The following is a 23,169-nucleotide window of genomic DNA, read 5'->3' on the forward strand; positions in this document are numbered from 1 at the left end:
CTCATTTGGCGTCTTTACTAACCGTATTAAGCAGGAATTTACCGATCAGGTCCTCCAATACCAGCGACGACTGTGTGTCATGAATGGTCGAACCATCCTTGAGCAAGGCTTCTTCCCCGCCCACGCTGATACCGATGTACTTTTCGCCCAGCAGACCCGCCGTGAGGATAGACGCCGTGGAGTCAGTCGGCAGGTTATCTACCTTCTTGTCCAGTTGCAGGGTCACTCGGCCGGTGAAGCTGTCGCGGTCCAGATCGATTGCCGTGACCTTGCCGATGGTCACACCGGCCATGGTCACTTTAGCTCTGACCGTCAAACCGGCGATATTGTCGAAGTAGGCGTAAAGTTTATAGGTATCGGCGGCCGGGCTGGCCGACAAGCCGCTGACTCGCAGGGCGAGCAACAGTAAAGCCAGGATGCCAGCCAGCAAGAAAAGGCCGACACCGATTTCCACAGTGCGGTTTTGCATCAGAAATCTCCAAACATCAAGGCGGTCAAAATGAAGTCAAGGCCCAGTACCGCCAGCGAGGCGTACACAACGGTCTTGGTGGTGGCTCGACTGATCCCTTCTGAAGTGGGCTCACAGTCATAGCCTTGGAATACGGCGATCCAAGTCACGACAAAGGCGAAGACGATGCTCTTGATAATGCCATTGAGCACGTCACCGCTGAAGGTCACGCTGTTTTGCATATTGGCCCAGTAGGAGCCGTCGTAGACTCCCAGCCAATCCACCGCCACCCAGGAACCGCCCCAGATCCCGACCACGCTGAAAATCATCGCCAGCAGTGGCAAGGAGATGAAGCCGGCCCACAGGCGCGGGGCAACAATGTACTTGAGCGGGTCCACGCCGATCATTTCCAGGCTGGACAGCTGCTCGGTGGCCTTCATATTACCGATCTCGGCGGTCAAGGCAGAACCGGCGCGCCCGGCAAACAGCAATGCCGTGACTACCGGCCCCAGTTCACGCAGTAGCGTCAGCGCAACCATCTGCCCCACCGCCTGCTCTGAACCGTAGCTGGACAGGATATTGAACCCCTGCAACGCCAGTACCATGCCGATGAACACCCCGGAGACCACGATGATCACCAGGGACATCACGCCAACCGAATGCAACTGCTTGAGCAGCAAGCCAAAACCGCCGCCGATGCCGCCGCGGCCAAGCAAGGCGTGAAACAGGAAAATCGTCGAACGCCCGAGCACTTCGACGATGTCGATGCCCGAGCGACCGAAAAGGCGAACCTTCTCGATTAAAGATGTCTTGCGCATCAGCGCTTCCCCAGAAGATCTGAGCGGTAGTCCGCTGCCGGAAAATGAAAAGGCACCGGGCCATCAGGATCGCCGGTCATGAATTGGCGGATGCGCGGGTTATCAGCATTCATCAGCTCTTCAGGCGTGCCCTGCCCCAATACCTGGCCATCGCCGACGACATAGAGATAGTCGGCGATGCTCGCGGTTTCGGCCAGGTCATGGGAAACCACGATGCTGGTGATGCCCAGCGCATCGTTGAGCAGGCGGATCAGGCGCACCAGTACGCCCATGGCGATAGGGTCCTGACCGACAAACGGCTCGTCATACATCAGGATCTGCGGGTCGAGAGCAATCGCCCGTGCCAGGGCTACACGTCGTTTCATACCGCCGGAAAGCTCGTCAGGCATCAAGTCGATGGCACCGCGAAGCCCCACGGCCTGCAGTTTCAACAGCACGATGTCACGAATCATTTCTTCGGACAGCTGGGTATGCACCCGCAGCGGGAACGCGACGTTTTCGAAAACATCAAGATCGGTGAACAGAGCACCGCTCTGGAACAGCACCCCCATGTGCTTGCGCGCATCGAACAGGTCGCTGCGCGACAGGGTCGGCAGGTTCTGGCCATTGACCCAGACTTCGCCGGCAGTGGGACGCAGCTGCATGCCCATCAGGCGCAGCAGGGTCGTCTTGCCGCAACCGGACGGCCCCATGATGCCCGTCACCTTGCCGCGGGGAATGCGAATATCGACATTATTGAAGATGCTGCGCGTACCGCGCTTGAAGGAAAGGCCCTTCAGCTCGACCGCGTAGGCGTTATCGGCACTCATCTAAACTCCTTGGGATGCAGCTTCTCACTCAGACACCACGTTTGGGACAACTGCTTGCGACAGTTAGACACATGTGAGCTGCGCGGACCGAACTGGCGGCGAACTATATCACTGCTGACATAAAGCGCCCAAGGCCGCAGCAGCGCTTGTTCAGAAACATGACAGGTAAACGCGTATTTGAGAGTGTTCTCACATCCGAGGCGAACAAACCCTGACGAACTTGCGTGAGGGAATTGTTCATTACCGCTATAATCGCCGACTTTTCGTCAGGCTATACGATTTCAGACATGAGCCAATCCAGCGACCTTATTCAATCCGCACAACGCACCATCCGCCTCGAGCTTGAAGCCGTAGAAGGCTTGCTGGCCCATATCGACGCAGATTTCGTACGCGCCTGCGAGATGATCCTGGCCAGCAAAGGCCGGGTTGTCGTGGTCGGCATGGGCAAGTCTGGCCATGTCGGCAACAAGATTGCCGCCACCCTGGCCAGCACCGGCACCACGGCGTTTTTCGTGCACCCGGCCGAAGCCAGCCATGGCGACATGGGCATGATTACCCGTGATGACGTGATTGTGGCCCTGTCCAACTCCGGCACCACCAACGAAATCGTGACCCTGCTGCCGCTGATCAAACGCCTGGGCATCAAGCTGATCAGCATGACCGGCAACCCGGACTCGACGCTGGCCAAGGCCGCCGAAGTGAACCTGAATGTGCATGTGGCGCACGAGGCCTGCCCGCTCAACCTGGCACCGACCTCGTCCACCACCGCCGCCCTGGTCATGGGCGACGCGCTGGCCGTGGCCCTGCTGGAAGCCCGCGGCTTTACCGCCGAAGACTTCGCTTTTTCCCACCCAGGTGGCGCCCTTGGCCGTCGCCTGTTGCTGAAAGTGGAAAATGTGATGCATGCCGGGGACGAACTGCCCCAGGTACAGCGCGGCACCCTGCTTAAGGACGCGCTGATGGAAATGACCCGCAAGGGCCTGGGCATGACCGTGATTCTGGAGGCCGACGGCCGCCTGGCCGGGGTTTTCACCGACGGCGACCTGCGCCGCACCCTGGATCGCGCCATTGATATCCATACCGCGACCATCGATCAGGTCATGACCCCTCATGGCAAGACCGCCCGCGCCGAAATGCTCGCCGCCGAAGCCCTGAAGATCATGGAAGACCACAAAGTCGGCGCCCTGGTGGTGGTCGACGATGCCGATCATCCGATTGGCGCCCTGAATATGCACGATTTGCTGCGCGCAGGAGTGATGTAAATGAACACCGACCTGTTGCAACGGGGCAAGGCCATCAAGCTGGCGATTTTCGACGTCGATGGCGTACTGACTGACGGCCGCCTGTACTTCCTCGAAGATGGCAGCGAATTCAAGACGTTCAATACGCTGGACGGCCAGGGCATCAAGATGCTGATGGCCTCTGGCGTGCAGACTGCGATTATCAGTGGTCGCAAGACCCCGGTCGTGGAACGCCGCGCACAAAACCTGGGGATTCCTTACCTCTACCAGGGCCGCGAGGATAAACTGGTGGTTCTGGATGAGCTTCTTGGCAAACTCAACCTAAGCTATGAGCAAGTCGCCTATCTGGGCGATGACTTGCCTGACCTGCCGGTGATCCGGCGCGTGGGCCTGGGCATGGCCGTGGCCAATGCCGCATCGTTTGTTCGCGAACACGCCCACGGCATTACCCAGGCCCGTGGCGGCGAAGGTGCCGCCCGCGAGTTCTGCGAGCTGATCCTGCGCGCCCAGGGCAGCCTTGAAGCGGCCCACGCCGCCTACCTATAGAGCCTTCTATGCTGAGCAAAAAGATTCGCAACTTCCTGATATTCGGAGCCATTGCCGCACTGTTCCTCGCGGTGGGCTACTGGAATATCAGCCCGGAGCGCTTCCTCGATCAGCCTGTCGTGCAGGCCGACCAGGGCGCCATCGACTATTACGCCACCAACGCCTACAGCGTGCAGTTCCTGCCTGACGGCAAGGTGCAGTACGAAATGACGTCGGACAAGGTCGAACACTTGAAGGCTTCAGAGGTCACATTGCTGACCAATCCGGACCTGAATCTGTATCGCGGCACCGAATTCCCGTGGCACGTCACCAGCAAGCGTGGCGAGGTCAACCCGGACGGTACCGAAGTGGAACTGATCGATTCGGTGCGCGTTGCGCGTACTGACGCCCAGAACCGCGACACCATCATTACCAGCAGTCGCATGACCGTATTCCCACAGAAGCAATATGCGCAGACCGAGCAAGACGTTAGAATCGACGGCGCTGGCGGTGTATCGACTGGCAAGGGAATGAAAGCGTATTTGAAAGAAAGCAGGATACACCTGCTATCGAACGTAAGAGGACAGTATGAGGCTCGTTAAAACCCTCCCTATTTTGCTCGGTCTGGGCGCAGCACTGGGAAGCGTGAGCGCCTGGGCTCTGCCGAACGATAGCCAGCAACCGATCCATATTCAGGCTGACGATGCGCAACTGGATGACAAGCAAGGTATCGCGACCTACAAGGGCGACGTAATCATCACTCAAGGTTCGATGAAGATTACCGGCAATACCGTCACCCTGACCCGCACCCCGGCCGGCGACATCGACGTCGTGACCTCGGTGGGCAACCTTGCCTATTTCGAACAGAAGCAAAACGCCGCCGATCCAGGCCCGATCAAAGGCTACGGCGTAACCATCCAGTACCACGCGCCGCAGAACCGAATCGTACTGACTGACCGCGCCAAAGTGATCAGCAGCGACGGCAACTCGACCGAAGGCGAGAAAATCGTCTACGACACCGTCAAGCAGATCGCCACTGCTGGCCGCGCCAATGGCACCAAGGTCACCGCGCCACGTCCGCGCATTGACATGGTTATCCAGCCGAAGAAGAAGGCCCAGTAATGGCAACCCTGAAAGCCCAGCATCTGGCCAAGGCCTATAAAAGCCGTCAGGTCGTGCGCGACGTCAGCCTGTCGATCGACAGCGGCCAGATCGTCGGCCTGCTTGGCCCCAACGGTGCCGGCAAGACCACCTGTTTCTACATGATTGTCGGCCTGGTCCAGGCAGACCAGGGCCGTGTATTGATCGATGACCTGGACGTGAGCCACCAGCCAATGCACGGTCGTGCACGGGCCGGTATCGGCTATCTCCCCCAGGAGGCGTCGATCTTCCGCAAACTGTCAGTGTCCGACAACATCATGGCGATCCTTGAGACCCGCAAGGAACTGGATCGCGATGGGCGCCGCCAGGAGCTGGAAAGCCTGCTGCAGGAGTTCCACATCAACCACATTCGCGACAACCTCGGCATGAGCCTGTCCGGCGGCGAACGTCGTCGCGTGGAAATCGCCCGCGCCCTGGCCACTGCACCGAAGTTCATCCTGCTGGACGAACCCTTCGCCGGTGTCGACCCGATTTCGGTAGGCGACATCAAGCAGATCATCCATCACCTCAAGGCCAAGGGGATCGGCGTGCTGATCACCGACCACAACGTGCGTGAGACCCTGGATATCTGTGAAACCGCCTACATCGTAAACGACGGCCAACTGATTGCCGAAGGCGACTCCGCCACCATCCTGGCCAACGAACTGGTCAAGGAAGTGTATCTGGGGCACGAGTTCCGCCTGTAACCACTGTGATGTCAGGACATTCGCCATCGGGCGCGGGAGTCAATAAAAACCTCATTATTTTTATTGTTACCGCGCTCTAGGCAAAGCCCCCGATATCAGGCATATAATTTGCTTATGTTTGGCGCTCACGCGCCCTGTCGTGGATGGCGCATTGCGCCGGCGAATAAGGTGTTAAGCCCCTGCCATGAAACCATCGCTAGTCCTGAGAATGGGCCAGCAGCTGACGATGACACCGCAGCTGCAACAGGCCATCCGCCTGCTCCAATTGTCGACCCTGGACCTGCAACAGGAAATCCAGGAGGCCCTGGAGTCCAACCCGATGCTCGAACGCCAGGAAGAAGGCGACGACTTCGATAATGCCGACCCACTGGCCGACAACATAGAGCAAAAACCCAATCCCGACGTCCAGGAACCGTCCTACCAGGAAGCCGCCCCCACGGTGGATAACCTGGAAGAAGGCGAATGGAACGAACGCATTCCCAATGAACTGCCCGTGGACACGGCCTGGGAAGATGTCTACCAGACCAGCGCCAGCAGCCTGCCCAGCAACGACGATGACGAGTGGGACTTCACCACCCGCACCTCCGTTGGCGAGAGCCTGCAGAGCCATCTGCTGTGGCAACTGAACCTTGCCCCGATGTCCGACACCGATCGCCTGATCGCCGTGACCCTGATCGATTGCATCAATAATCAGGGCTACCTGGACGAGACCCTTGAGGAAATCCTCGAGGCCTTCGACCCGGAACTGGACATCGAGCTGGACGAAATCGAAGCGGTGCTGCACCGCATCCAGCAGTTCGAGCCTGCCGGCATTGGCGCGCGCAATCTCAGCGAGTGCCTGTTGCTGCAACTGCGCCAGCTACCCGCCAAGACCCCGTGGCTGACCGAGGCCCAACGCCTGGTCACCGACTACATCGACCTGCTGGGCAGCCGCGACTACAGCCAGTTGATGCGCCGCATGAAGCTCAAGGAAGATGACCTGCGCCAGATCATCGAGCTGGTACAGAGCCTCAACCCGCGCCCCGGCTCGCAGATCGAGTCCAGCGAAGCCGAATATGTCGTGCCTGACGTGATCGTGCGCAAGGACAACGAGCGCTGGCTGGTGGAACTGAACCAGGAATCGGTGCCACGCCTGCGGGTCAACCCGCAATACGCCGGGTTCGTGCGCCGGGCCGATACCAGTGCCGACAACACCTTCATGCGCAACCAGTTGCAGGAAGCGCGCTGGTTCATCAAGAGCCTGCAAAGCCGCAACGAGACCCTGATGAAGGTAGCCACCCAGATCGTCGAGCATCAGCGCGGCTTCCTGGAGTACGGCGACGAGGCGATGAAGCCGTTGGTACTGCATGATATTGCCGAAGCCGTTGGCATGCATGAGTCGACCATTTCCCGGGTAACCACCCAGAAATTCATGCATACCCCACGGGGTATATATGAGCTGAAATACTTTTTCTCCAGCCACGTCAGCACCTCCGAAGGCGGCGAATGCTCGTCCACGGCGATCCGCGCGATCATCAAAAAACTGGTTGCCGCGGAAAATCAGAAAAAGCCGTTGAGTGACAGCAAGATCGCTGGTTTACTGGAGGCACAAGGCATTCAGGTCGCCCGTCGAACCGTCGCCAAGTACCGCGAGTCCCTTGGGATCGCGCCTTCCAGCGAGCGTAAGCGGTTGATGTGACGGGCGGGCCACAGCGTTCCAGTGGCGGGTATTCCTACCCGCCGCTTTATGCACTGGCAACGAAGGAGAAGCTGTATGCAAGTCAACATCAGTGGACACCAACTGGAAGTGACCGAACCGCTGCGCGCCTACATCAGCGAGAAACTCAAACGAATTGAGGGGCATTTCGACAAGATCACCAATGTGCAAGTCATCATGTCTGTCGAAAAGCTGAAGCAGAAAATCGAAGCCACCTTGCGTATACCCGGCGGGGAAGTAGTCGCCAATGCAGAGCATGCAGATATGTATGCCGCTATTGACGACCTGACCGACAAGCTGGATCGCCAAATCAAAAAGCATAAGGAAAAGCAGCAGAGCCTTCTTCAAGGCACAGGCCGCTAACACTCCCCACCCATGATTCGACTTGAAACCATCCTGACCCCCGGCCGTTCCCTCGTGAACGCGCCGGGCGGCAGTAAAAAGAAAGCCCTCGAACAGATTGCCAACCTGATCAGCCGCGAAGTGCCTGAACTGGTGATGCAAGACGTGTACGAGGCTCTGATTGCCCGTGAAAAACTCGGCTCGACCGGTTTTGGCAACGGCATCGCTATTCCTCATTGCCGCCTCAAGGGCTGTGAAACTCCGGTAAGCGCCCTGTTACACCTGGACGCCCCCACTGATTTCGACGCCATCGATGGCGCCCCGGTTGACCTGCTGTTTGTCCTGCTGGTCCCGGAGGCCGCTACCGATGCGCACCTGGAACTGCTCAGGCAGATCGCCAGCATGCTCGACCGTGAAGAAGTACGTAAGAAACTGCGTAGCGCCAGCACCAATGAAGCGCTGTATCAGGTTGTCCTGGATGAGCAAAGCGGGCAGTAATCATGCGTTTGATCATCGTCAGCGGGCGTTCCGGCTCAGGTAAAAGTACTGCCCTCAACGTGCTTGAGGACAACGGTTTCTATTGCATCGACAACTTGCCGGCGGGCCTGTTGCCCGAGTTGGCGGAGCGCGCGCTGATCCACACCGAGCTGGCGCAACCGCTGGTGGCGGTGTCGATTGACGCCCGCAACCTGCCCAGCCACCTCACGCGATTCCCGGAATTGCTTGAAGAGGTACGCGCCAAGCATATCCATTGCGACGTGCTGTACCTGGATGCCGACGAAGAAACGCTGCTCAAGCGCTTCTCGGAAACCCGTCGCCGCCACCCGCTGAGTAGCTCGAACCGCTCGCTGGCTGAAGCCATCGAGGACGAGACCAAGCTGTTGGGGCCGATCATTGATTTGGCCGACCTCAAGATCAACACCACCAGCCTGAACCTTTACCAACTGCGTGACGCCATCAAGCTGCGCCTGCTGAACCAGCCGGAGCCCGGCACGGCATTCCTGGTTGAATCCTTTGGTTTCAAGCGGGGCATGCCGATAGACGCCGACCTGGTATTTGACGTGCGCTGCCTACCCAACCCTTACTGGAAGCCGGAACTGCGCGATCAGTCAGGCCTGGACCAGCCGGTTGCCGAATACCTGGCGGCTCAACCGGATGTCGAAGAGATGTTCCAGGATATCTCCAGCTACCTGCTCAAGTGGCTACCACGCTTTGCCGCCAGCAACCGGGCCTATGTCACCATCGCTATCGGCTGTACCGGCGGGCACCACCGCTCCGTCTACCTGACCGAGCGCCTGGGCCAGGTCTTGCAGAAAACCCTCAAGAATGTCCAGGTTCGCCACCGCGACCTTAGCTGAAAGGAACACCTTCGCGATGCCCGCTCTGGAAATTGAAATCATCAACAAACTGGGCTTGCACGCCCGCGCGTCGGCCAAATTTGTCGGGGTTGCGGGCCAGTTTCCTTGCCAGGTCCGGGCCGGGCGTACGCCAGAATCCATGGTCGACGGCAAAAGCATCATGGCGATGATGATGCTGGCTGCCGGCAAAGGCACCACGATTCATCTGAAGACCGAAGGTGAGCAGGAACAGGAAGCGCTGGATGCGCTGGTGAAGTTGATCAACAACTACTTCGATGAAGGCGAATAGCCCTTTGCCCAACATAAATCCCATGTGTACGGGCTGGTGTGGGAGCTGGCTTGCCTGCGATAGCTGTGGATCAGCCAACATTTTTATCGACTAGTACACCGCTATCGCCGGCAAGCCAGCGCCTACATTGGTTTTGCGCTAAAAGTCAGCCCAGCGCTGTATCCATCGCCATCATCAGGCAAAACCCGATGCATAGCCCCAGGCTCGCCAGCTTGTCATGGCCATTGCGCCGCGACTCGGGAATGACCTCATGAGTCACCACCAATAACATCGCCCCAGCCGCCAGGGCCAGGCCCAGGGGCAACAGCATTTCGGCCAGGCTGACCAGCCAGGCACAGAGCACGGCAAACACCGGTTCCACCAGCCCGGATGCAGCGCCGATCAGGAACGCCTTGACCCGCGACATCCCCGCCCCTGCCAGCACCAATGCAATCACCAGCCCCTCGGGCACATCCTGCAACGCGATACCCATGGCCAGGCTATCGGCATCGGGCATACCGCCACCAGCCGAGACACCTACCGCCATGCCTTCGGGAATGTTGTGGGCAATGATGGCAAACACAAATAGCCAGATGCGCGGTGGGATTACCGGTTTGTCAGGCGTGCCGACCAGCATTTCCGGGCTGGCACCGGAGACCTTGCGGTCCACCAGGAACAAACCGAATGCGCCCAGCATGATGCCAAAACTGATCAACCCGCTGGAGGCCCAGGGCGTCAGCCCCAGGTTTTCGGCAGCGGCGATTCCCGGCACGACCAGCGAAAACGCCGTCGCCGCCAGCATCACCCCGGCGCCAAACCCCAGTAATGTGTCGCTGACCGCCAGCGGCATCCGCCGGATCACCAGCACCGGCACCGCACCCAATGCCGTGCCTAGGGCACAGATTGCACCACCTTGCAGGGCGCGCAGGATGCGCGGTTCCAGGTCCAGCCAGGCCAGCCCGTGGGCCACCAGCAATGCAGTTCCCGCCAATAGCAGCAGCGAGCCAAACGCATAGCGGAACATTCGCACGCTGCTGATCGCCAGTGTTTCAGTGCCCATAGTCGGCCTTAGGTCTTGTTATGAGAGGGCATTAAGCCAGTGCAGCCTGGTAGCGCTCAGCGACTTCCGGCCAGTTGATAACACTGTAGAAGGCGTTGATGTACTCAGGGCGACGGTTTTGATAGAGCAGATAGTAGGCGTGCTCCCAGACGTCCAGGCCGAGGATCGGCGTATTGCCGTTCATCAATGGGCTGTCCTGGTTGCCACTGCTTTCGACGACAAGGGTCTTTTGCGGGGTGACGCTCAGCCAGGCCCAACCACTGCCAAAGCGAGTCAGCGCGGCCTTGGTGAATGCATCCTTGAATGCGTCAAAACCACCCAGCTGCGCGTCAATCGCCTGACCCAAGGCGCCCTCGGGCTTACCACCGCCCTTGGGCGACATGACCGCCCAGAACAACGAATGGTTGGCATGCCCACCGCCTTGGTTGATCACTGCCGCACGCAGTTTTTCCGGTAGTTGCTGGACGCTGGAGACCAGTTTTTCTACCGGCCAGCCTGCAAACTCGGTGCCTTCGACGGCAGCGTTGAGGTTATTGATATAGGTCTGGTGGTGCTTGGTGTAGTGGATTTCCATGGTTTGCGCATCGATATGCGGCTCCAGGGCATCGTAGGCGTAGGGCAAGGCAGGCAAGGTGTAGGACATATCAATGTGCTCCATAAAAAGGGCTGTTGCGGGTCGGCGTATCCGTCTGCGCCGTATTGCTGCCCAGTAAGCGATGGGTACGGGGGTACTCGCCGTGATCGCTGATGAAATTCAACAGTTCGACGTAGGTCTTGCTGCTCTGGCGCAAGGCCGCCTCGCGCAATGCTTGAGGCAGCCGGGTGTCCTGCATCGTCTGCAGCAAGCGCTGGTGAATGGCGCAGAGGTATTCGGCGCTTTCCTCAGGCTGGTTCAAGCGCAGGTGCAGGTCCGCCAGGTTGTGGTGGGAAATAACGCAAGCTGCCACGGCCTCGTCGGCATCACCCCAGCGCTCAAACAACACTTGGGCCAGGGCCAGGGCCTGCAGGTAATGCTCGCGGGCATCCACCAGTTCGCCCTGCATAAAGCAGCGATTGGCCCGTTCGATCGTGCGTTTCCAGTGCTCCATGGTGAGCCTCCAAAGCAGGGTCGGTAATTACACGCCACCCGCCGTGAGCTTTTCCGGGTCCAGCAGGACTTCCAGTTGGCTGCGCGGCAAGTCGGTGTGCTCGAGCGCCACATCAATCACCGGCCGGCCTTGTTGGTAGGCTTTCTTGGCGATTTCAGCGGCCTTTTGGTAACCAATGATCGGGTTGAGTGCAGTGACCAGGATCGGGTTGCGCGACAGCGCTTCCTTGAGCTTGGGTTCGTTGACCTTGAAGCTGGCGATGGCCTTGTCCGCCAGCAGGCGGCTGGAGTTGGCCAGCAACTCCAGGCTGCCGAGCAGGTTCTGGGCGATGATCGGCAGCATCACGTTGAGTTCGAAGTTGCCGGACTGGCCTGCGATGGTGATTACGCTGTCATTGCCGATAACCTGTGCTGCAACCATCGCGGTGGCCTCCGGGATCACCGGGTTGACCTTGCCGGGCATGATCGACGACCCCGGCTGCAGGCCTTCGAGCTCGATTTCACCAAGGCCTGCCAGTGGGCCGGAGTTCATCCAGCGCAGGTCGTTGGCGATTTTCATCAGTGTTACGGCAATGGCTTTGAGTTGGCCGGAAACGGCAACGGCAGTGTCCTGGGAGCCAATCAAGGCGAACAGGTTCTTGCCCGGTGTGAACTGCACCTGGGTCAGACGGCTCAGTTGCTGGCTGAAACGTGCAGCGAATTCTGGGTGTGCATTGATCCCGGTCCCAACCGCGGTGCCGCCCTGAGCCAGGGCCTGCAGACTTGGCAACAGGCCTTGCAGGTGACCGATATTGGCCTTGAGTTGCTGCGCCCAACCCTCCAGGACCTGGCTCATGCGCACCGGCATGGCATCCATGAGGTGCGTACGCCCGGTCTTGATGAACGGATGGACTTCAACCGCCTTGCGCTCGATCACTTCAACCAAGTGCAGCAACGCCGGCAAAGTCTGCTCATGCAGCACCAGCGCGGCGCTGACATGGATGGTGGTCGGGATGATGTCGTTGCTGCTCTGCCCGCAGTTGACGTGGTCGTTGGGGTTGACCGCCTCGCCCAGCAGGCGGCTGGCCAGGGTCGCGATCACTTCGTTGGCATTCATGTTGGAACTGGTGCCGGAACCGGTCTGGAAAATATCCACCGGGAAATGCTGCATGAAGTCGCCTTCCAGCAAGCCCTGGGCGGCCTCGACGATGGCTTTGCCCTGGCCTTCGCTGATCTGCTTGAGGTCGACATTGGCCTTGGCGGCCGCCGCCTTGGCCAGGATCAGGGCGCGAATGAACTGGGTCGGCATGCGTTGGTGGCTGATCGGGAAGTTGTTCACCGCACGCTGAGTCTGGGCGCCATACAAAGCTTCTGCGGGTACTTGCAACTCGCCCATGCTGTCGCGTTCGATACGGGTATTACTCATCGGAAGATCCTTGCACCAAGTCGGAGTGAGAAATAGACGGCAACAATTCACAGGTCGCCAATTGCCAGGCAAAGGTCTGCCAGCGCTTGAGGCGGCAGGCACAGTGAGAGAGGTTTTCCAGGTCGCGTAGCGGGCGCCAGGCCTGGTCCAGGCACGTGGACCGCCAATGCCAGGGCAAGGCGATGTCGGTGGCGGTATCGATCAACAGGCGAAACGAGGTCTCAGCGATGGTCCACGGGTGCGTGGCCGTGCAGCAGGCCAGATAACGCCCTTCGTTTAGGTAATGTTCGATCAGGCGTGGCTCGTCAGGGTTGAGCCCACAGCGAATCTGGCGACTCATCCAGCGCCAGCTTTCCAGGTAGGGATCCTCGTGCAGGACAGAACTCATGATCCAAGCTCACTCGATAATGATATTTATTATTAAATGATATTGAGAATCAAAACAAGCTATTGAACCTATAGCTTTGTCGGCCTTGTGAGATTCCAGGCAAAAAAAAGCGCCACCCTTGGGGTGGCGCTGCTGTGTAAGGAATAGTGTTTAGCTGCCGGCAACGGTCATCCGTTCGATCAGCACCGAACCGGTGCGGATATTGCTGCGCAGTTCCAGATCGTTACCCACGGCGACGATCTGCTTGAACATATCGCGCATATTGCCGGCGATGGTCACTTCCTGGACGGCGAACTGGATTTCACCATTCTCCACCCAGAAACCCGCCGCGCCTCGGGAATAATCACCCGTCACCATGTTCAAGCCGTGCCCCATCAACTCGGTCACCAGCAAGCCACGGCCCATGCGTCGCAGCAGCGCCGCCTGGTCTTCATCGCCATGGGTCACGAACAGGTTGTGAACGCCACCGGAGTTCGCGGTACTGGGCAAACCAAGCTTGCGCCCGGCGTAGGTGCCGAGCACGTAGGACACCAGCTCACCATTTTCGACAAACGGCTTGGCGTAGGTCGCCAGGCCATCACCATCAAAGGCCGAGCTACCCATGGCGCGCATCAGGTGCGGACGTTCATCCAGGGTCAGCCACTCAGGAAACAACTTCTGCCCCATCGCACCCTCAAGGAACGACGACTTGCGGTACAGGTTCCCCCCGGAAATCGCCCCCAGGAAGCTACCGAACAGACCGCCGGCCAACTCCGCCGAAAACAGCACCGGCACTTCGCAAGTCGGCACCGGGCGCGCGCCCAGGCGGCTCGCGGCCCGTTGCGCAGCGCGCTGGCCAATGCTCACCGGATCCGCCAACAACTCACCCTGGCGGCTTACGTCATACCAGTAGTCACGCTGCATCTGGCCATCGGCCTCGGCGATCATCACGCAGCTCAAGCTATGGCGTGTCGACGCATAGCCGCCGATAAAGCCATGACTGTTGCCATACACACGGCAACCCTGATGAGTGCTCAGGGTGGTGCCATCGGCATTCTTGATCCGGCTATCGGTATCGAATGCCGCAGCTTCGCAGGCCAGGGCCTTTTCGATGGCCTGCTCGGGAGTGATATCCCAGGCGTGATACAGATCGAAATCTTTCAGGTCGCGCGCCATCAAGGCCGCATCCGCCAAACCGGACGCCTCGTCTTCGGAGGTGTGCTTGGCAATTGCCAGGGCGGCAGCAACGGTTTCGCGAATGGCTTCCGGACCGCTGGCCGAGGTACTGGCCGACCCCTTGCGCTGCCCTACATACAAGGTGATGCCAAAACCCTGGTCACGGTTGAACTCAACGGTTTCCACTTCCCGCTGGCGCACCGAAGTCGACAAGCCCTGCTCCAGCGACACCGCCACTTCACAGGCACTGGCGCCCTGGCGCTTGGCCTCGGCAATGATCTGCTCAACTTGTTCCTGCAGTGCCGGTAACGCTTGTGGACCGACGCTTTGGGCTGCACTCATGGTTTTCTCCACTCAAATTCTGCTTTCGGTTAAGGCCATCGAGCGACCGGGCCGGACAAGCGGCCCCCGACTGGTTATCATGGCGGCGTTTCTTTGCGGACTGCCACCATGGTTGATTCTTACGACGACTCCCTCGATGGGGAGAAAAGCAAAACCCAGGTCAAACGCGAGCTGCATGCTCTGGTTGATCTCGGCGAGCGCCTTACAACACTCAAGCCGGACTTGATTGCCAAACTGCCATTGACCGACGAAATGCGCCGGGCCCTGGCAGATGCACCCAAGCACACCGCGAACATCGCGCGTAAACGGCACATCATGTTTATCGGCAAGCTGATGCGCGACCAGGACACTGACGCCATTCTGACTTTGCTCGACCAACTTGATGCTTCCACCCGCCAGTACAACGAACGCTTCCATAACCTGGAACGTTGGCGCGACCGCCTGATCGGCGGTGACGACGCTGTATTGGAGAAGTTCGTCCTGGACTATCCGGATGCCGACCGCCAGCAACTGCGCTCCCTGATCCGTCAGGCCCAGCACGAACTGGCACAGAACAAGGCGCCGGCCACCAGCCGTAAAATCTTCAAGTACATCCGTGAGCTGGACGAGACTCAACGCGGCCTGCGCTGATCCTCTTCCCCGGGTGGCGGTCTTCGCCACCCGAAGCTCCACGCCTTACGATCCCGTGCCACCCACGGTGATCGCATCAATTTTCAGGGTTGGCTGGCCGACACCGACCGGCACCGACTGCCCATCCTTGCCACACATCCCTACACCACTGTCCAGCGCCAGGTCGTTACCGACCATCGACACCTTGCTCATGGCCTCCGGACCGTTGCCAATCAAGGTTGCGCCCTTGACCGGTGCGGTGATCTTGCCGTCCTCGATCAAATAGGCTTCGCTGGTAGAGAACACGAACTTGCCGCTGGTGATATCCACCTGGCCACCACCCAGATTGGCGCAATAGATCCCGCGTTTGACCGAGGCAATGATCTCTGCCGGGTCGCTTTCGCCCGCCAGCATGTAGGTATTGGTCATGCGCGGCATCGGCAAATGCGCGTAGGACTCACGCCGACCGTTGCCGGTGCGCGCCACGCCCATCAGGCGCGCGTTGAGCTTGTCTTGCATATAACCCTTGAGCACGCCGTTTTCGATCAGCGTGGTGCACTCGGTGGGCGTGCCTTCATCGTCGACGCTCAGGGAGCCACGACGACCGGCCAATGTACCGTCATCGACGATGGTGCAGAGCTTCGAGGCGACCATTTCGCCCATGCGCCCGCTATAGGCGGAACTGCCCTTGCGGTTGAAATCGCCTTCCAGGCCGTGCCCCACCGCTTCATGCAGCAATACACCGGACCAGCCCGAACCCAGCACCACCGGCAGCGTACCGGCCGGCGCCGGGATGGCTTCCAGGTTGACCAGCGCCTGGCGCAACGCCTCGCGGGCGTAGCCCATGGCTCGGTCTTCGGTGAGGAAATAGCGATAATCCGTACGCCCGCCGCCGCCATGGCCGCCACGCTCGCGACGGCCGTTCTGCTCGACGATCACACTGACATTGAAGCGCACCAACGGCCGCACATCCGCCGCCAGGCTGCCATCGGTGGACGCCACCAGGATGCGCTCCCAGACACCGGCCATGCTCACACTCACCTGCTGGATACGCGGGTCGAGGGCACGGGTTGCGGCATCTACACGCTTGAGCAGCTCGACCTTTTCGGCCCGGCTGATCACTTCCAGCGGGTTGTCCGGGCCGTACAACTGGGTCACGTCCTGGGTGCTGAACGCCTGCACGGTACCGTTCTGGCCGGCACGGGAAATCGAGCGCGCCGCACGGGCTGCCAGGCCCAGGGCTTCCAGGGTGATGGCATTGCTATAGGCAAAGCCGGTCTTCTCACCGGACTGCGCACGCACCCCAACCCCTTGGTCCAGGTTGAAACTGCCGTCCTTGACGATCCCATCTTCCAAGGACCATGACTCGGAGATCTGCCCCTGGAAATACAGGTCGGCGGCATCGATGCCAGGCCCGGCCAGGTCGCCCAGTACGGTTTGCAGACTTTCGATGGTCACGCCACCGGGCGCCAGGAGGTGTTCACTGACTGAGGACAACAACTCGCTCATAGGTTCGGCCTTAAATTCATCGTTCTGAAGCAGGTCGCTGTGCGCCCTGCGAGAAAAAGCGCCGGTGGCCTGCCACCGGCATGCGCGCCCGTATCGACGCTTGTTCGCTACTATCACGTTCGGCCAACAACACCGCTTCGCCTTGATCCTGTTGCGCCAGCACCCGCCCCCATGGATCAACAATCGCCCCATGACCATAGGTTTCCCGCGGTCCCGGATGCACGCCACCTTGTGCGGCCGCGAGCAGGTAACACTGGGTTTCGATGGCCCGCGCACGGATCAACACATCCCAGTGCGCCGCGCCCGTTACCGCCGTAAAAGCCGAGGGTGCGGTAATCAATTCGGCACCCGCAGCACGTAATTCGCTGTATAGCTCCGGGAAGCGCAGGTCATAACAGACCGTCAGCCCCAGGCGCCCGACCGGCGTATCGGCCACCACCACTTGGTTGCCGTAAGCATAGTCGTCGGATTCACGATAACGACCGCGCGCGTCAGCCACATCCACGTCAAACAGGTGCAGCTTGTCGTAGCGAGCAACGATCTGACCCTGCGCGTCGATCAACAACGAGCAGGCATTGGACTTGGCATCGGGGTGATCCAATGGAGGCAACGGCAATGTGCCGGCCACTATCCATAAGTTGAGGTCACGGGCGGCCAGTTTCAACCAGGGCAGGATCGGCCCATCGCCCAAGGCTTCGGCGCGGCCGATGGCGGCCACATCGCGCCGGCCCATGGCGGCGAAGTTTTCCGGCAGGACCGCCAGTTGCGCGCCCCCTGCCGCCGCCTGCTCCAACAAGCGCCTGGCCTCGGCCAGGTTGGCCAGGACATCGCTCTGGCTGACCATCTGGATTACCGCAAAGGACATGGGCCGACACTCCATAAAAAGCATGGGGCCATGCTACTCCACAGGCGCTTATTGTGGTTTTTCAAATGGCTTGTCGAAGGTGATTTTTGGATCTTTCCATGGCCCTTCCACCTTGTACTGGACGCTGGCAAAACGCGAAACCCGATCACCGATCAACTTGTCGATCAAAAACAACGCGCCACCAATGGCCGGCGCGCCCACGATCAATGCGGCGATAGGCAGGTTGTTGGTCACCGGCAAGGTCACCAGTAACTTGGCATCGACGCGATCAGCCACCAGGTCCAGGGTACCGTTGAGTTCCAGGTTGCTCGACGGCCCCGTGAGGATTATCGGCTCGCGGGTCACAAACACACCATTGCTGGCAGCCAGCAGGCCCTTGACCCGGTCATAGCTCAGGCCCTTGCCAAGCAAGTCCGAGAAGTCCAGGCGCAAACGCCGGCCAATGGAGTTGAAGTTCAGCAGGCCAAACACCCGCAACGCCTGGGCACCGCCCTCGACCTCGACAAACTGGCCTTTGCGGAACGACGCATCCAGGCTGCCGGAAAAACGCTTGGGCCCAACCCACGCAGGCGAACCCGGCCAGCGCCCGTCTACATCCAGATGAAAATCCTGGCTGGTCACGGTGGGCGCAAAGCCCCAGCCCTTGAGCACATCGGCGATATTCTTGCCATCCAGGCGCCCCTTGTACCAGCTGTTGCTGGCGCCAGGAGCCCCTTCCCAACCACCAGCGCCCTTGAGCTGCATGCCCTTGAGACCCAGGTCGAGGTTGTTGAAGGCCATGCCCTTGGCTGTCGGACGCACCTTCAAGGACCAGGCGCCGATCAGGTCGGGGCCCTGGAACAACTGGGCAATGGCGATATCCAGCGCGGGAATATCCTTGGGATCGATGCCGGCCAGGGGATCAGGCGCGTTTTCATCGGCCTGTACCGTAGGGTCGACCGCCGGCAGCTTCACATACTGCAGGTTGATGGCAATGGGCGCGCCCTTGGCATCTGGCAGGCCAACAGTGCCCTTGGCCTGCTGGCTGTCGAGCTGCAAGCCCCAGGCGGCGGGCTTGCGGTCCAGTTTCAGGGTGACCTGATCGAGTTGGGTCCCAAACCCGGTCAGCTTGCCAAGCTTGAAATCGGCACTGCTCAGCAGTTGCTTGGCATTGCCGCCCGGATCATTGCCGGCGTAGCGCTCCACCAACTTCTTCCAGGGATCGATATCCAGTTCCGACAGCACCCCGCGAATCCGCAGGCCCTTGCCACCGGGCAACAAGGCATCGCCATCACCGAGGAACAGCTCGCCCCGGCCCTGGGTAAAGTTGTCCGCCGGGGCTGCAAAGGTAAAGTTCGCCAACTCGCCGTAATCAAACCAGTAACGCCGCTCCGCGCCTTGCAAAGTCATGCGGAACACACTGTCACGCCCCTGGCTGGCGGGCATGCCAAATGGCGCAGGCAAGTCCACCGCCACGCCCTTGAGGTTGGAGCTGACCCGCAACTGGCTGTCGGCGCCATCCAGGTCAAGCTGCAGTTGATACGGGATATCCCCGGATACCGGCAGCGGCTGGCTGACTTTCAGCCAGTCGGTAAGGCGCTTGACCGTTACCTGGCCCTTGGCGGTGACCCGAGTGCTGAGATTGCCCGGCTTGCCCCCAGGCGCAATCTGCGCCGTGATCGGCCGGTCGAAGGCTTGGGCGCTGATGTTCTGGCCACTCAGGCCCTTGGCGCTGTCGAAGCGGAACTCGCCCTTGAGCTGGTTCAGGTCCAGGGTCGGCTCGGCCAGTTGCAAGCGCGCCTTGTCGGTCTTGAAGTCCACTACAATTTTCGGTTCGGTGCCCTTCGCCAGGGGAATATCCAGGTCCAGGGAGCCCTGTAGGTCGCCCTCGCCTTTCCAGCCGGCAAACGTCGACGCCGTGCCGATGGGTGCGTCCTGAAGGATCTTCAGGCCGTCCCCCAGACCGCCGGCAAAACCGCCCGTCAGCAGCAAATGGCTGTCATGGCCGGGCAGCGCATGGGGAATGTTGACGTAGATATCCTTGACCTTGGTATCGAGCAGTTGCCCCTTGCTGGCCAGGATGCGCACGCCGGTCTCTTCGACGAACACTTCACCGGCCACCTTGCTGACATGGGGCCAGCCCGGCTGGAACGCCAGCTCGGCGTCATGGACCTTGAAGAACAGGCTGATATTGCGCGCCGCCGTCACCGCATCGTGGTTCAGCGAGCCTTGGTACTGGAAGAAACCTTCATCGACCGCGCCCTTGAGAATCGCAGTACGCAGCCACTCATCCAGGGCCGGGCTCAACACAGCCGGCAAGTATTTGGAAGTAAAACGCCCATCGCCATCGACCATGCCGACCCGCAGGTCCATGTAGTCTTCCTGGCTATGATCGAAATGCAGGCGAATCAGGAAATCCGCCGCGACCTTGCCCTCTTCCCCAAGCACCTTGATATACGGCGCGATCAGGGTGAAGCCTTGCTTATCCAGCTTCCACGTCAGGCGTGCATTGGCCTGGATGTACTGCCAGGGCTTGGCGAAAATCGGGTCCAGGTGCAGGACGAAATCCTTGCTGTCCATGCGCAACTCGCCCTGGCCCAGGTCGCCACTGATGCTGCCGGATACATTGCGGGCCGCCGGCGCGCCGAAATAGGCGTCAAAGCCCACGCGCTCGAGGTTGGCAGCGAAGCTGACGCGCTGGTCGCCGGCCTCCTGCGGGCGATAATCGACCCGCACATTGCGCAGTACGCCCGTGGCCTTCAACGCTTCTACGGTCTTGGCAAAACCTTCCGGCAATGGCGCCAGGGCGTTGAGCAAAGGGGTAATCGGCGTCAGGTCCAAGCGGTCGGCCTGCAGGTTCCAGGTCTCCTGTGCCTTGTCGGTAGCCAGGGTTTGCTGCAATTGCAGGTGCGACTCCCAACGGGTATCGCCCAGGTTCATGGCCAACGAGTCGAAGACCACCTTCAGGCCACTGTCACTGCGCTGCAGGTAGGCCGTCAGCCCCAGATTCTGGATGCTCGTGGATTTGCGCTGGGCGTAACGAACCTTCACCTGCGGCGCATTGAGCCGCGCGGCCGCGCTTTGCAGCGTGCCATTGGCCCAGGTCAGCCAGAATTCACCACCGGCTTTCAACTCGCTGAGCTTCCAGTCCCGGGTCAACTTCGCCGGAACCCATTGCGCCCAATTGCTCTGGGGCAGGCTCAGGTAAGCCTGGACCTCGCCGTCGCGCCACTGGCTGGCACGGATCCGCGTGCGCAGGCTCAGGGCCAGCGGTTGCCCGTCGGGCAAGGTCAGGCGGGCATCCAGGCGCTGGCGAGTGGCACCGGTTTGCAGGCTCAAGCCCACGTAGGTCAAGGTCAGCGGCGCTTGGTCGAACGGCTGCAAGGTAACCTGGCTGTCCAGCAGCGAGACCTTCGCCACCGCTTGCATGCGCTTGAGCAGTTGCTCCGGGTCCAGGGGTTGGTCGTCCTGTACCGGCAGGCCTTGCAATGCCCAATGCCCGTCCTGGTCCTCCTTGACGCTGAGCTGCAAGCCGCTGACTTCCAGATGGGCGATGCGCACATCCCACGCCAGCAGGCTGGCCCAGAGATCGGGCACCACTTGCACCTGGTCCAGGCGCAGGGCGCTAGGGCCTTCGCCGACCATCACATCATGGGCGAGCAATACCGGGGCAAAGCCGCTCCAGCGCCCTTCCAGGCTGCCGATGCTCAGTGGCATGTCGACCGCCGCCTGTGCCTTGGCCTCGACTTCGCCGCGGTACTCCGCGACCAATGGCGTCAATTCACGGCCCAGGCTGACGTAGACCGCCGCCAGTACCAACAGCAATGCACACAGGCCAAGGCCCCAACGGGTCAGTGCGGCAAAAAAGCGTTGCAGACGCTCCATGTCAGGCGACCCTCAAGGTAATAGTCGGACGGCAGATCAAGGTTTGCCGGTCTCGTTGAAAAGGACTGATGCGGATCAGAGCAGCACCACGTCGTATTGTTCCTGGGAATACATGGTTTCGACCTGGAAACGGATGGTGCGGCCAATAAACCCCTCCAACTCCGCAACGTTGCCCGACTCTTCGTCCAGCAATCGGTCCACCACCTTCTGGTTGGCCAAAACTCTGTAACCCTCGGCCTGGTAAGCGCGCGCCTCCCGTAGGATTTCCCGGAAAATCTCGTAGCAAACCGTTTCCGGGGTCTTCAACTTGCCGCGCCCCTGGCAACTGCTGCACGGCTCGCACAGCACTTGCTCAAGGCTTTCGCGAGTACGCTTGCGGGTCATCTGCACCAGGCCCAATTCGGTGATACCGATGATGTTGGTCTTGGCGTGATCGCGCTCCAGCTGCTTCTCAAGGGTGCGCAACACCTGGCGCTGGTGCTCTTCATCTTCCATGTCGATGAAGTCGATGATGATGATCCCGCCCAGGTTACGCAGGCGCAGTTGGCGGGCAATGGCAGTGGCGGCTTCGAGGTTGGTCTTGAAGATAGTTTCTTCAAGGTTGCGATGGCCAACGAAGGCGCCGGTGTTCACGTCAATGGTGCTCATGGCTTCCGCCGGGTCCACCACCAGGTAGCCGCCGGACTTGAGCGGCACCTTGCGTTCCAGGGCCTTCTGGATTTCGTCCTCGACGCCATACAGGTCAAAAATCGGCCGCTCGCCGGGATAGTGTTCAAGGCGGTCGGCGATCTCCGGCATCAGTTCGGCGACGAATTGCGTGGTTCGCTGGAAAGTTTCCCGCGAATCGATGCGAATTTTCTCGATCTTCGGGCTGACCAGATCACGCAGGGTACGCAGGGCCAGGCCCAGGTCTTCATAGATGACGCTCGGCGCGCCGATGGTCTTGATCTGGGCAGCGATCTGATCCCACAGGCGCCGCAGGTAGCGGATGTCCATGAGGATCTCGTCGGCACCGGCGCCCTCGGCGGCGGTGCGCAGGATAAAGCCGCCCGCCTCCTTGATGCCTTCGGCCGCCACGCAATCGCTGACGACCTTTTTCAGACGCTCACGCTCACCTTCGTCTTCGATTTTCAGGGAAATGCCGACATGGGCGGTGCGTGGCATGTACACCAGGTAGCGCGATGGAATCGATAGCTGCGTGGTCAGGCGCGCGCCCTTGGAGCCGATCGGGTCTTTGGTGACTTGCACCACCAGGCTCTGCCCTTCATGCACGAGGGCGCTGATGCTCTCGACCGCCGGACCTTCGCGCAGGGAAATTTCCGAGGCATGGATAAACGCAGCACGGTCCAGGCCGATATCGACAAAAGCCGCCTGCATGCCCGGCAATACCCGCACGACCTTGCCTTTATAGATATTGCCAACGATCCCGCGCTTCTGGGTGCGCTCGACGTGCACTTCCTGCAAAACACCGTTTTCTACCACCGCCACGCGCGATTCCATCGGCGTGATATTGATCAGAATCTCTTCACTCAT

At 60.2% G+C, this 23,169-nt stretch carries 24 protein-coding genes; 11 read left to right on the top strand and 13 right to left on the bottom strand.

Going from position 1 to position 23,169, the window contains the following annotated elements; genetic code table 11:
* Position 1: 1 nt before the first annotated feature.
* From mlaD to GDV60_RS22570, 3 genes are read right to left on the bottom strand one after another with little or no spacing between them, the layout of a single operon-like run.
* Positions 2-469, bottom strand: coding sequence for an outer membrane lipid asymmetry maintenance protein MlaD (gene mlaD, locus GDV60_RS22560; protein ID WP_029291777.1), 468 nt, complete (start codon positions 467-469; stop codon positions 2-4).
* Positions 469-1,266: a lipid asymmetry maintenance ABC transporter permease subunit MlaE gene (gene mlaE / locus GDV60_RS22565; RefSeq protein ID WP_029291779.1), complete on the bottom strand. Its 798-nt coding sequence runs from the start codon at positions 1,264-1,266 to the stop codon at positions 469-471. The genes mlaD and mlaE overlap by 1 nt, the downstream gene beginning before the upstream one ends.
* Complete coding sequence (locus GDV60_RS22570; RefSeq protein WP_029291781.1) at positions 1,266-2,075, bottom strand: ATP-binding cassette domain-containing protein; 810 nt, start codon at positions 2,073-2,075, stop codon at positions 1,266-1,268. The genes mlaE and GDV60_RS22570 overlap by 1 nt, the downstream gene beginning before the upstream one ends.
* A gap of 287 nt (positions 2,076-2,362) precedes the next feature.
* On the opposite strand from GDV60_RS22570, the gene GDV60_RS22575 reads away from it, so the two are divergent.
* The 10 genes from GDV60_RS22575 (at position 2,363) to GDV60_RS22620 (ending at position 9,373) form a co-directional block, all read left to right on the top strand.
* Positions 2,363-3,337, top strand: coding sequence for a KpsF/GutQ family sugar-phosphate isomerase (locus GDV60_RS22575; RefSeq protein ID WP_159908805.1), 975 nt, complete (start codon positions 2,363-2,365; stop codon positions 3,335-3,337).
* Positions 3,338-3,862, top strand: coding sequence for an HAD family hydrolase (locus tag GDV60_RS22580; protein WP_029291786.1), 525 nt, complete (start codon positions 3,338-3,340; stop codon positions 3,860-3,862).
* Positions 3,863-3,870: 8 nt separating this feature from the next.
* Complete coding sequence (lptC, locus tag GDV60_RS22585; RefSeq protein WP_029291788.1) at positions 3,871-4,443, top strand: LPS export ABC transporter periplasmic protein LptC; 573 nt, start codon at positions 3,871-3,873, stop codon at positions 4,441-4,443.
* Entirely contained in the window at positions 4,430-4,963 is a 534-nt protein-coding gene (gene lptA / locus GDV60_RS22590; RefSeq protein WP_159908807.1) for a lipopolysaccharide transport periplasmic protein LptA, read from the top strand. The genes lptC and lptA overlap by 14 nt, the downstream gene beginning before the upstream one ends.
* Positions 4,963-5,688 (top strand): LPS export ABC transporter ATP-binding protein, encoded by a 726-nt coding sequence (gene lptB, locus GDV60_RS22595; RefSeq protein WP_029291791.1) that lies wholly within the window; start codon positions 4,963-4,965, stop codon positions 5,686-5,688. Before lptA ends, lptB begins: the two co-directional genes overlap by 1 nt.
* A 184-nt stretch (positions 5,689-5,872) precedes the next feature.
* The gene (locus GDV60_RS22600) at positions 5,873-7,366 is read left to right on the top strand and encodes an RNA polymerase factor sigma-54 (protein WP_029291792.1); all 1,494 of its coding nucleotides are present in this window, start codon (positions 5,873-5,875) and stop codon (positions 7,364-7,366) included.
* Positions 7,367-7,441: 75 nt separating this feature from the next.
* Positions 7,442-7,747 (top strand): ribosome hibernation-promoting factor, HPF/YfiA family, encoded by a 306-nt coding sequence (gene hpf / locus GDV60_RS22605; protein ID WP_029291794.1) that lies wholly within the window; start codon positions 7,442-7,444, stop codon positions 7,745-7,747.
* Between the two features lie 12 nt (positions 7,748-7,759).
* Positions 7,760-8,224 (top strand): PTS IIA-like nitrogen regulatory protein PtsN, encoded by a 465-nt coding sequence (gene ptsN / locus GDV60_RS22610; protein ID WP_029291796.1) that lies wholly within the window; start codon positions 7,760-7,762, stop codon positions 8,222-8,224.
* Positions 8,225-8,226: 2 nt separating this feature from the next.
* Entirely contained in the window at positions 8,227-9,084 is an 858-nt protein-coding gene (gene rapZ, locus GDV60_RS22615; RefSeq protein ID WP_092238260.1) for an RNase adapter RapZ, read from the top strand.
* Between the two features lie 16 nt (positions 9,085-9,100).
* Positions 9,101-9,373, top strand: coding sequence for an HPr family phosphocarrier protein (locus GDV60_RS22620; RefSeq protein ID WP_057438107.1), 273 nt, complete (start codon positions 9,101-9,103; stop codon positions 9,371-9,373).
* A 145-nt stretch (positions 9,374-9,518) separates the two neighbouring features.
* Here the strand turns inward: GDV60_RS22620 and GDV60_RS22625 are convergent, their stop codons facing one another.
* From GDV60_RS22625 to pmbA, 6 genes are all read right to left on the bottom strand, one after another.
* Positions 9,519-10,412, bottom strand: a complete 894-nt coding sequence (locus GDV60_RS22625) for a ZIP family metal transporter (RefSeq protein WP_029291803.1) — start codon at positions 10,410-10,412, stop codon at positions 9,519-9,521.
* Positions 10,413-10,443: 31 nt separating this feature from the next.
* Positions 10,444-11,055: a superoxide dismutase gene (locus GDV60_RS22630; RefSeq protein ID WP_029291805.1), complete on the bottom strand. Its 612-nt coding sequence runs from the start codon at positions 11,053-11,055 to the stop codon at positions 10,444-10,446.
* Position 11,056: 1 nt separating this feature from the next.
* A complete protein-coding gene (locus tag GDV60_RS22635; protein ID WP_029291807.1) occupies positions 11,057-11,500 on the bottom strand; it encodes a hypothetical protein in 444 nt (147 codons plus the stop codon).
* Positions 11,501-11,527: 27 nt separating this feature from the next.
* Positions 11,528-12,904 carry a lyase family protein gene (locus GDV60_RS22640; RefSeq protein ID WP_029291809.1) on the bottom strand — a complete coding sequence of 459 codons (1,377 nt, stop codon included), beginning with the start codon at positions 12,902-12,904 and terminating at the stop codon, positions 11,528-11,530.
* The gene (locus GDV60_RS22645; RefSeq protein WP_029291811.1) at positions 12,897-13,292 is read right to left on the bottom strand and encodes a hypothetical protein; all 396 of its coding nucleotides are present in this window, start codon (positions 13,290-13,292) and stop codon (positions 12,897-12,899) included. Before GDV60_RS22645 ends, GDV60_RS22640 begins: the two co-directional genes overlap by 8 nt.
* Positions 13,293-13,442: 150 nt before the next feature.
* Positions 13,443-14,789: a metalloprotease PmbA gene (pmbA, locus tag GDV60_RS22650; RefSeq protein WP_070994106.1), complete on the bottom strand. Its 1,347-nt coding sequence runs from the start codon at positions 14,787-14,789 to the stop codon at positions 13,443-13,445.
* A gap of 108 nt (positions 14,790-14,897) precedes the next feature.
* Between pmbA and yjgA the strand changes: the two genes are divergently transcribed.
* Positions 14,898-15,419: a ribosome biogenesis factor YjgA gene (yjgA, locus tag GDV60_RS22655; RefSeq protein WP_029291815.1), complete on the top strand. Its 522-nt coding sequence runs from the start codon at positions 14,898-14,900 to the stop codon at positions 15,417-15,419.
* A gap of 45 nt (positions 15,420-15,464) precedes the next feature.
* On the opposite strand, the gene tldD is transcribed toward yjgA, so the two are convergent.
* From tldD to rng, 4 genes are all read right to left on the bottom strand, one after another.
* Positions 15,465-16,907 carry a metalloprotease TldD gene (gene tldD, locus GDV60_RS22660; RefSeq protein ID WP_029291818.1) on the bottom strand — a complete coding sequence of 481 codons (1,443 nt, stop codon included), beginning with the start codon at positions 16,905-16,907 and terminating at the stop codon, positions 15,465-15,467.
* A gap of 16 nt (positions 16,908-16,923) precedes the next feature.
* The gene (locus GDV60_RS22665; protein WP_159908809.1) at positions 16,924-17,772 is read right to left on the bottom strand and encodes a carbon-nitrogen hydrolase family protein; all 849 of its coding nucleotides are present in this window, start codon (positions 17,770-17,772) and stop codon (positions 16,924-16,926) included.
* 48 nt (positions 17,773-17,820) lie between these two features.
* On the bottom strand, positions 17,821-21,636 hold the full coding sequence (locus GDV60_RS22670) for a YhdP family protein (RefSeq protein WP_159908811.1): 3,816 nt from the start codon (positions 21,634-21,636) through the stop codon (positions 17,821-17,823).
* Between the two features lie 75 nt (positions 21,637-21,711).
* The gene (gene rng, locus GDV60_RS22675; RefSeq protein ID WP_029291823.1) at positions 21,712-23,169 is read right to left on the bottom strand and encodes a ribonuclease G; all 1,458 of its coding nucleotides are present in this window, start codon (positions 23,167-23,169) and stop codon (positions 21,712-21,714) included.

The organism is Pseudomonas sp. DTU12.1, assembly GCF_009873475.1.
Taxonomy (GTDB): domain Bacteria; phylum Pseudomonadota; class Gammaproteobacteria; order Pseudomonadales; family Pseudomonadaceae; genus Aquipseudomonas; species Aquipseudomonas proteolytica.

What these genes read in the sequence shown, in the direction of transcription:
- GDV60_RS22575 (WP_159908805.1), top strand. Translation starts at nt 2,363, where the DNA reads ATGAGCCAATCCAGCGACCTTATTCAATCCGCACAACGCACCATCCGC.
- GDV60_RS22665 (WP_159908809.1), bottom strand. Translation starts at nt 17,772, where the DNA reads ATGTCCTTTGCGGTAATCCAGATGGTCAGCCAGAGCGATGTCCTGGCC.
- GDV60_RS22620 (WP_057438107.1), top strand. Translation starts at nt 9,101, where the DNA reads ATGCCCGCTCTGGAAATTGAAATCATCAACAAACTGGGCTTGCACGCC.
- yjgA (WP_029291815.1), top strand. Translation starts at nt 14,898, where the DNA reads ATGGTTGATTCTTACGACGACTCCCTCGATGGGGAGAAAAGCAAAACC.
- rapZ (WP_092238260.1), top strand. Translation starts at nt 8,227, where the DNA reads ATGCGTTTGATCATCGTCAGCGGGCGTTCCGGCTCAGGTAAAAGTACT.
- lptB (WP_029291791.1), top strand. Translation starts at nt 4,963, where the DNA reads ATGGCAACCCTGAAAGCCCAGCATCTGGCCAAGGCCTATAAAAGCCGT.
- GDV60_RS22580 (WP_029291786.1), top strand. Translation starts at nt 3,338, where the DNA reads ATGAACACCGACCTGTTGCAACGGGGCAAGGCCATCAAGCTGGCGATT.
- GDV60_RS22570 (WP_029291781.1), bottom strand. Translation starts at nt 2,075, where the DNA reads ATGAGTGCCGATAACGCCTACGCGGTCGAGCTGAAGGGCCTTTCCTTC.
- lptA (WP_159908807.1), top strand. Translation starts at nt 4,430, where the DNA reads ATGAGGCTCGTTAAAACCCTCCCTATTTTGCTCGGTCTGGGCGCAGCA.
- GDV60_RS22625 (WP_029291803.1), bottom strand. Translation starts at nt 10,412, where the DNA reads ATGGGCACTGAAACACTGGCGATCAGCAGCGTGCGAATGTTCCGCTAT.
- lptC (WP_029291788.1), top strand. Translation starts at nt 3,871, where the DNA reads ATGCTGAGCAAAAAGATTCGCAACTTCCTGATATTCGGAGCCATTGCC.
- GDV60_RS22670 (WP_159908811.1), bottom strand. Translation starts at nt 21,636, where the DNA reads ATGGAGCGTCTGCAACGCTTTTTTGCCGCACTGACCCGTTGGGGCCTT.
- mlaD (WP_029291777.1), bottom strand. Translation starts at nt 469, where the DNA reads ATGCAAAACCGCACTGTGGAAATCGGTGTCGGCCTTTTCTTGCTGGCT.
- GDV60_RS22600 (WP_029291792.1), top strand. Translation starts at nt 5,873, where the DNA reads ATGAAACCATCGCTAGTCCTGAGAATGGGCCAGCAGCTGACGATGACA.
- pmbA (WP_070994106.1), bottom strand. Translation starts at nt 14,789, where the DNA reads ATGAGTGCAGCCCAAAGCGTCGGTCCACAAGCGTTACCGGCACTGCAG.
- hpf (WP_029291794.1), top strand. Translation starts at nt 7,442, where the DNA reads ATGCAAGTCAACATCAGTGGACACCAACTGGAAGTGACCGAACCGCTG.
- GDV60_RS22635 (WP_029291807.1), bottom strand. Translation starts at nt 11,500, where the DNA reads ATGGAGCACTGGAAACGCACGATCGAACGGGCCAATCGCTGCTTTATG.
- ptsN (WP_029291796.1), top strand. Translation starts at nt 7,760, where the DNA reads ATGATTCGACTTGAAACCATCCTGACCCCCGGCCGTTCCCTCGTGAAC.
- GDV60_RS22645 (WP_029291811.1), bottom strand. Translation starts at nt 13,292, where the DNA reads ATGAGTTCTGTCCTGCACGAGGATCCCTACCTGGAAAGCTGGCGCTGG.
- tldD (WP_029291818.1), bottom strand. Translation starts at nt 16,907, where the DNA reads ATGAGCGAGTTGTTGTCCTCAGTCAGTGAACACCTCCTGGCGCCCGGT.
- GDV60_RS22630 (WP_029291805.1), bottom strand. Translation starts at nt 11,055, where the DNA reads ATGTCCTACACCTTGCCTGCCTTGCCCTACGCCTACGATGCCCTGGAG.
- rng (WP_029291823.1), bottom strand. Translation starts at nt 23,169, where the DNA reads ATGAGTGAAGAGATTCTGATCAATATCACGCCGATGGAATCGCGCGTG.
- mlaE (WP_029291779.1), bottom strand. Translation starts at nt 1,266, where the DNA reads ATGCGCAAGACATCTTTAATCGAGAAGGTTCGCCTTTTCGGTCGCTCG.
- GDV60_RS22640 (WP_029291809.1), bottom strand. Translation starts at nt 12,904, where the DNA reads ATGAGTAATACCCGTATCGAACGCGACAGCATGGGCGAGTTGCAAGTA.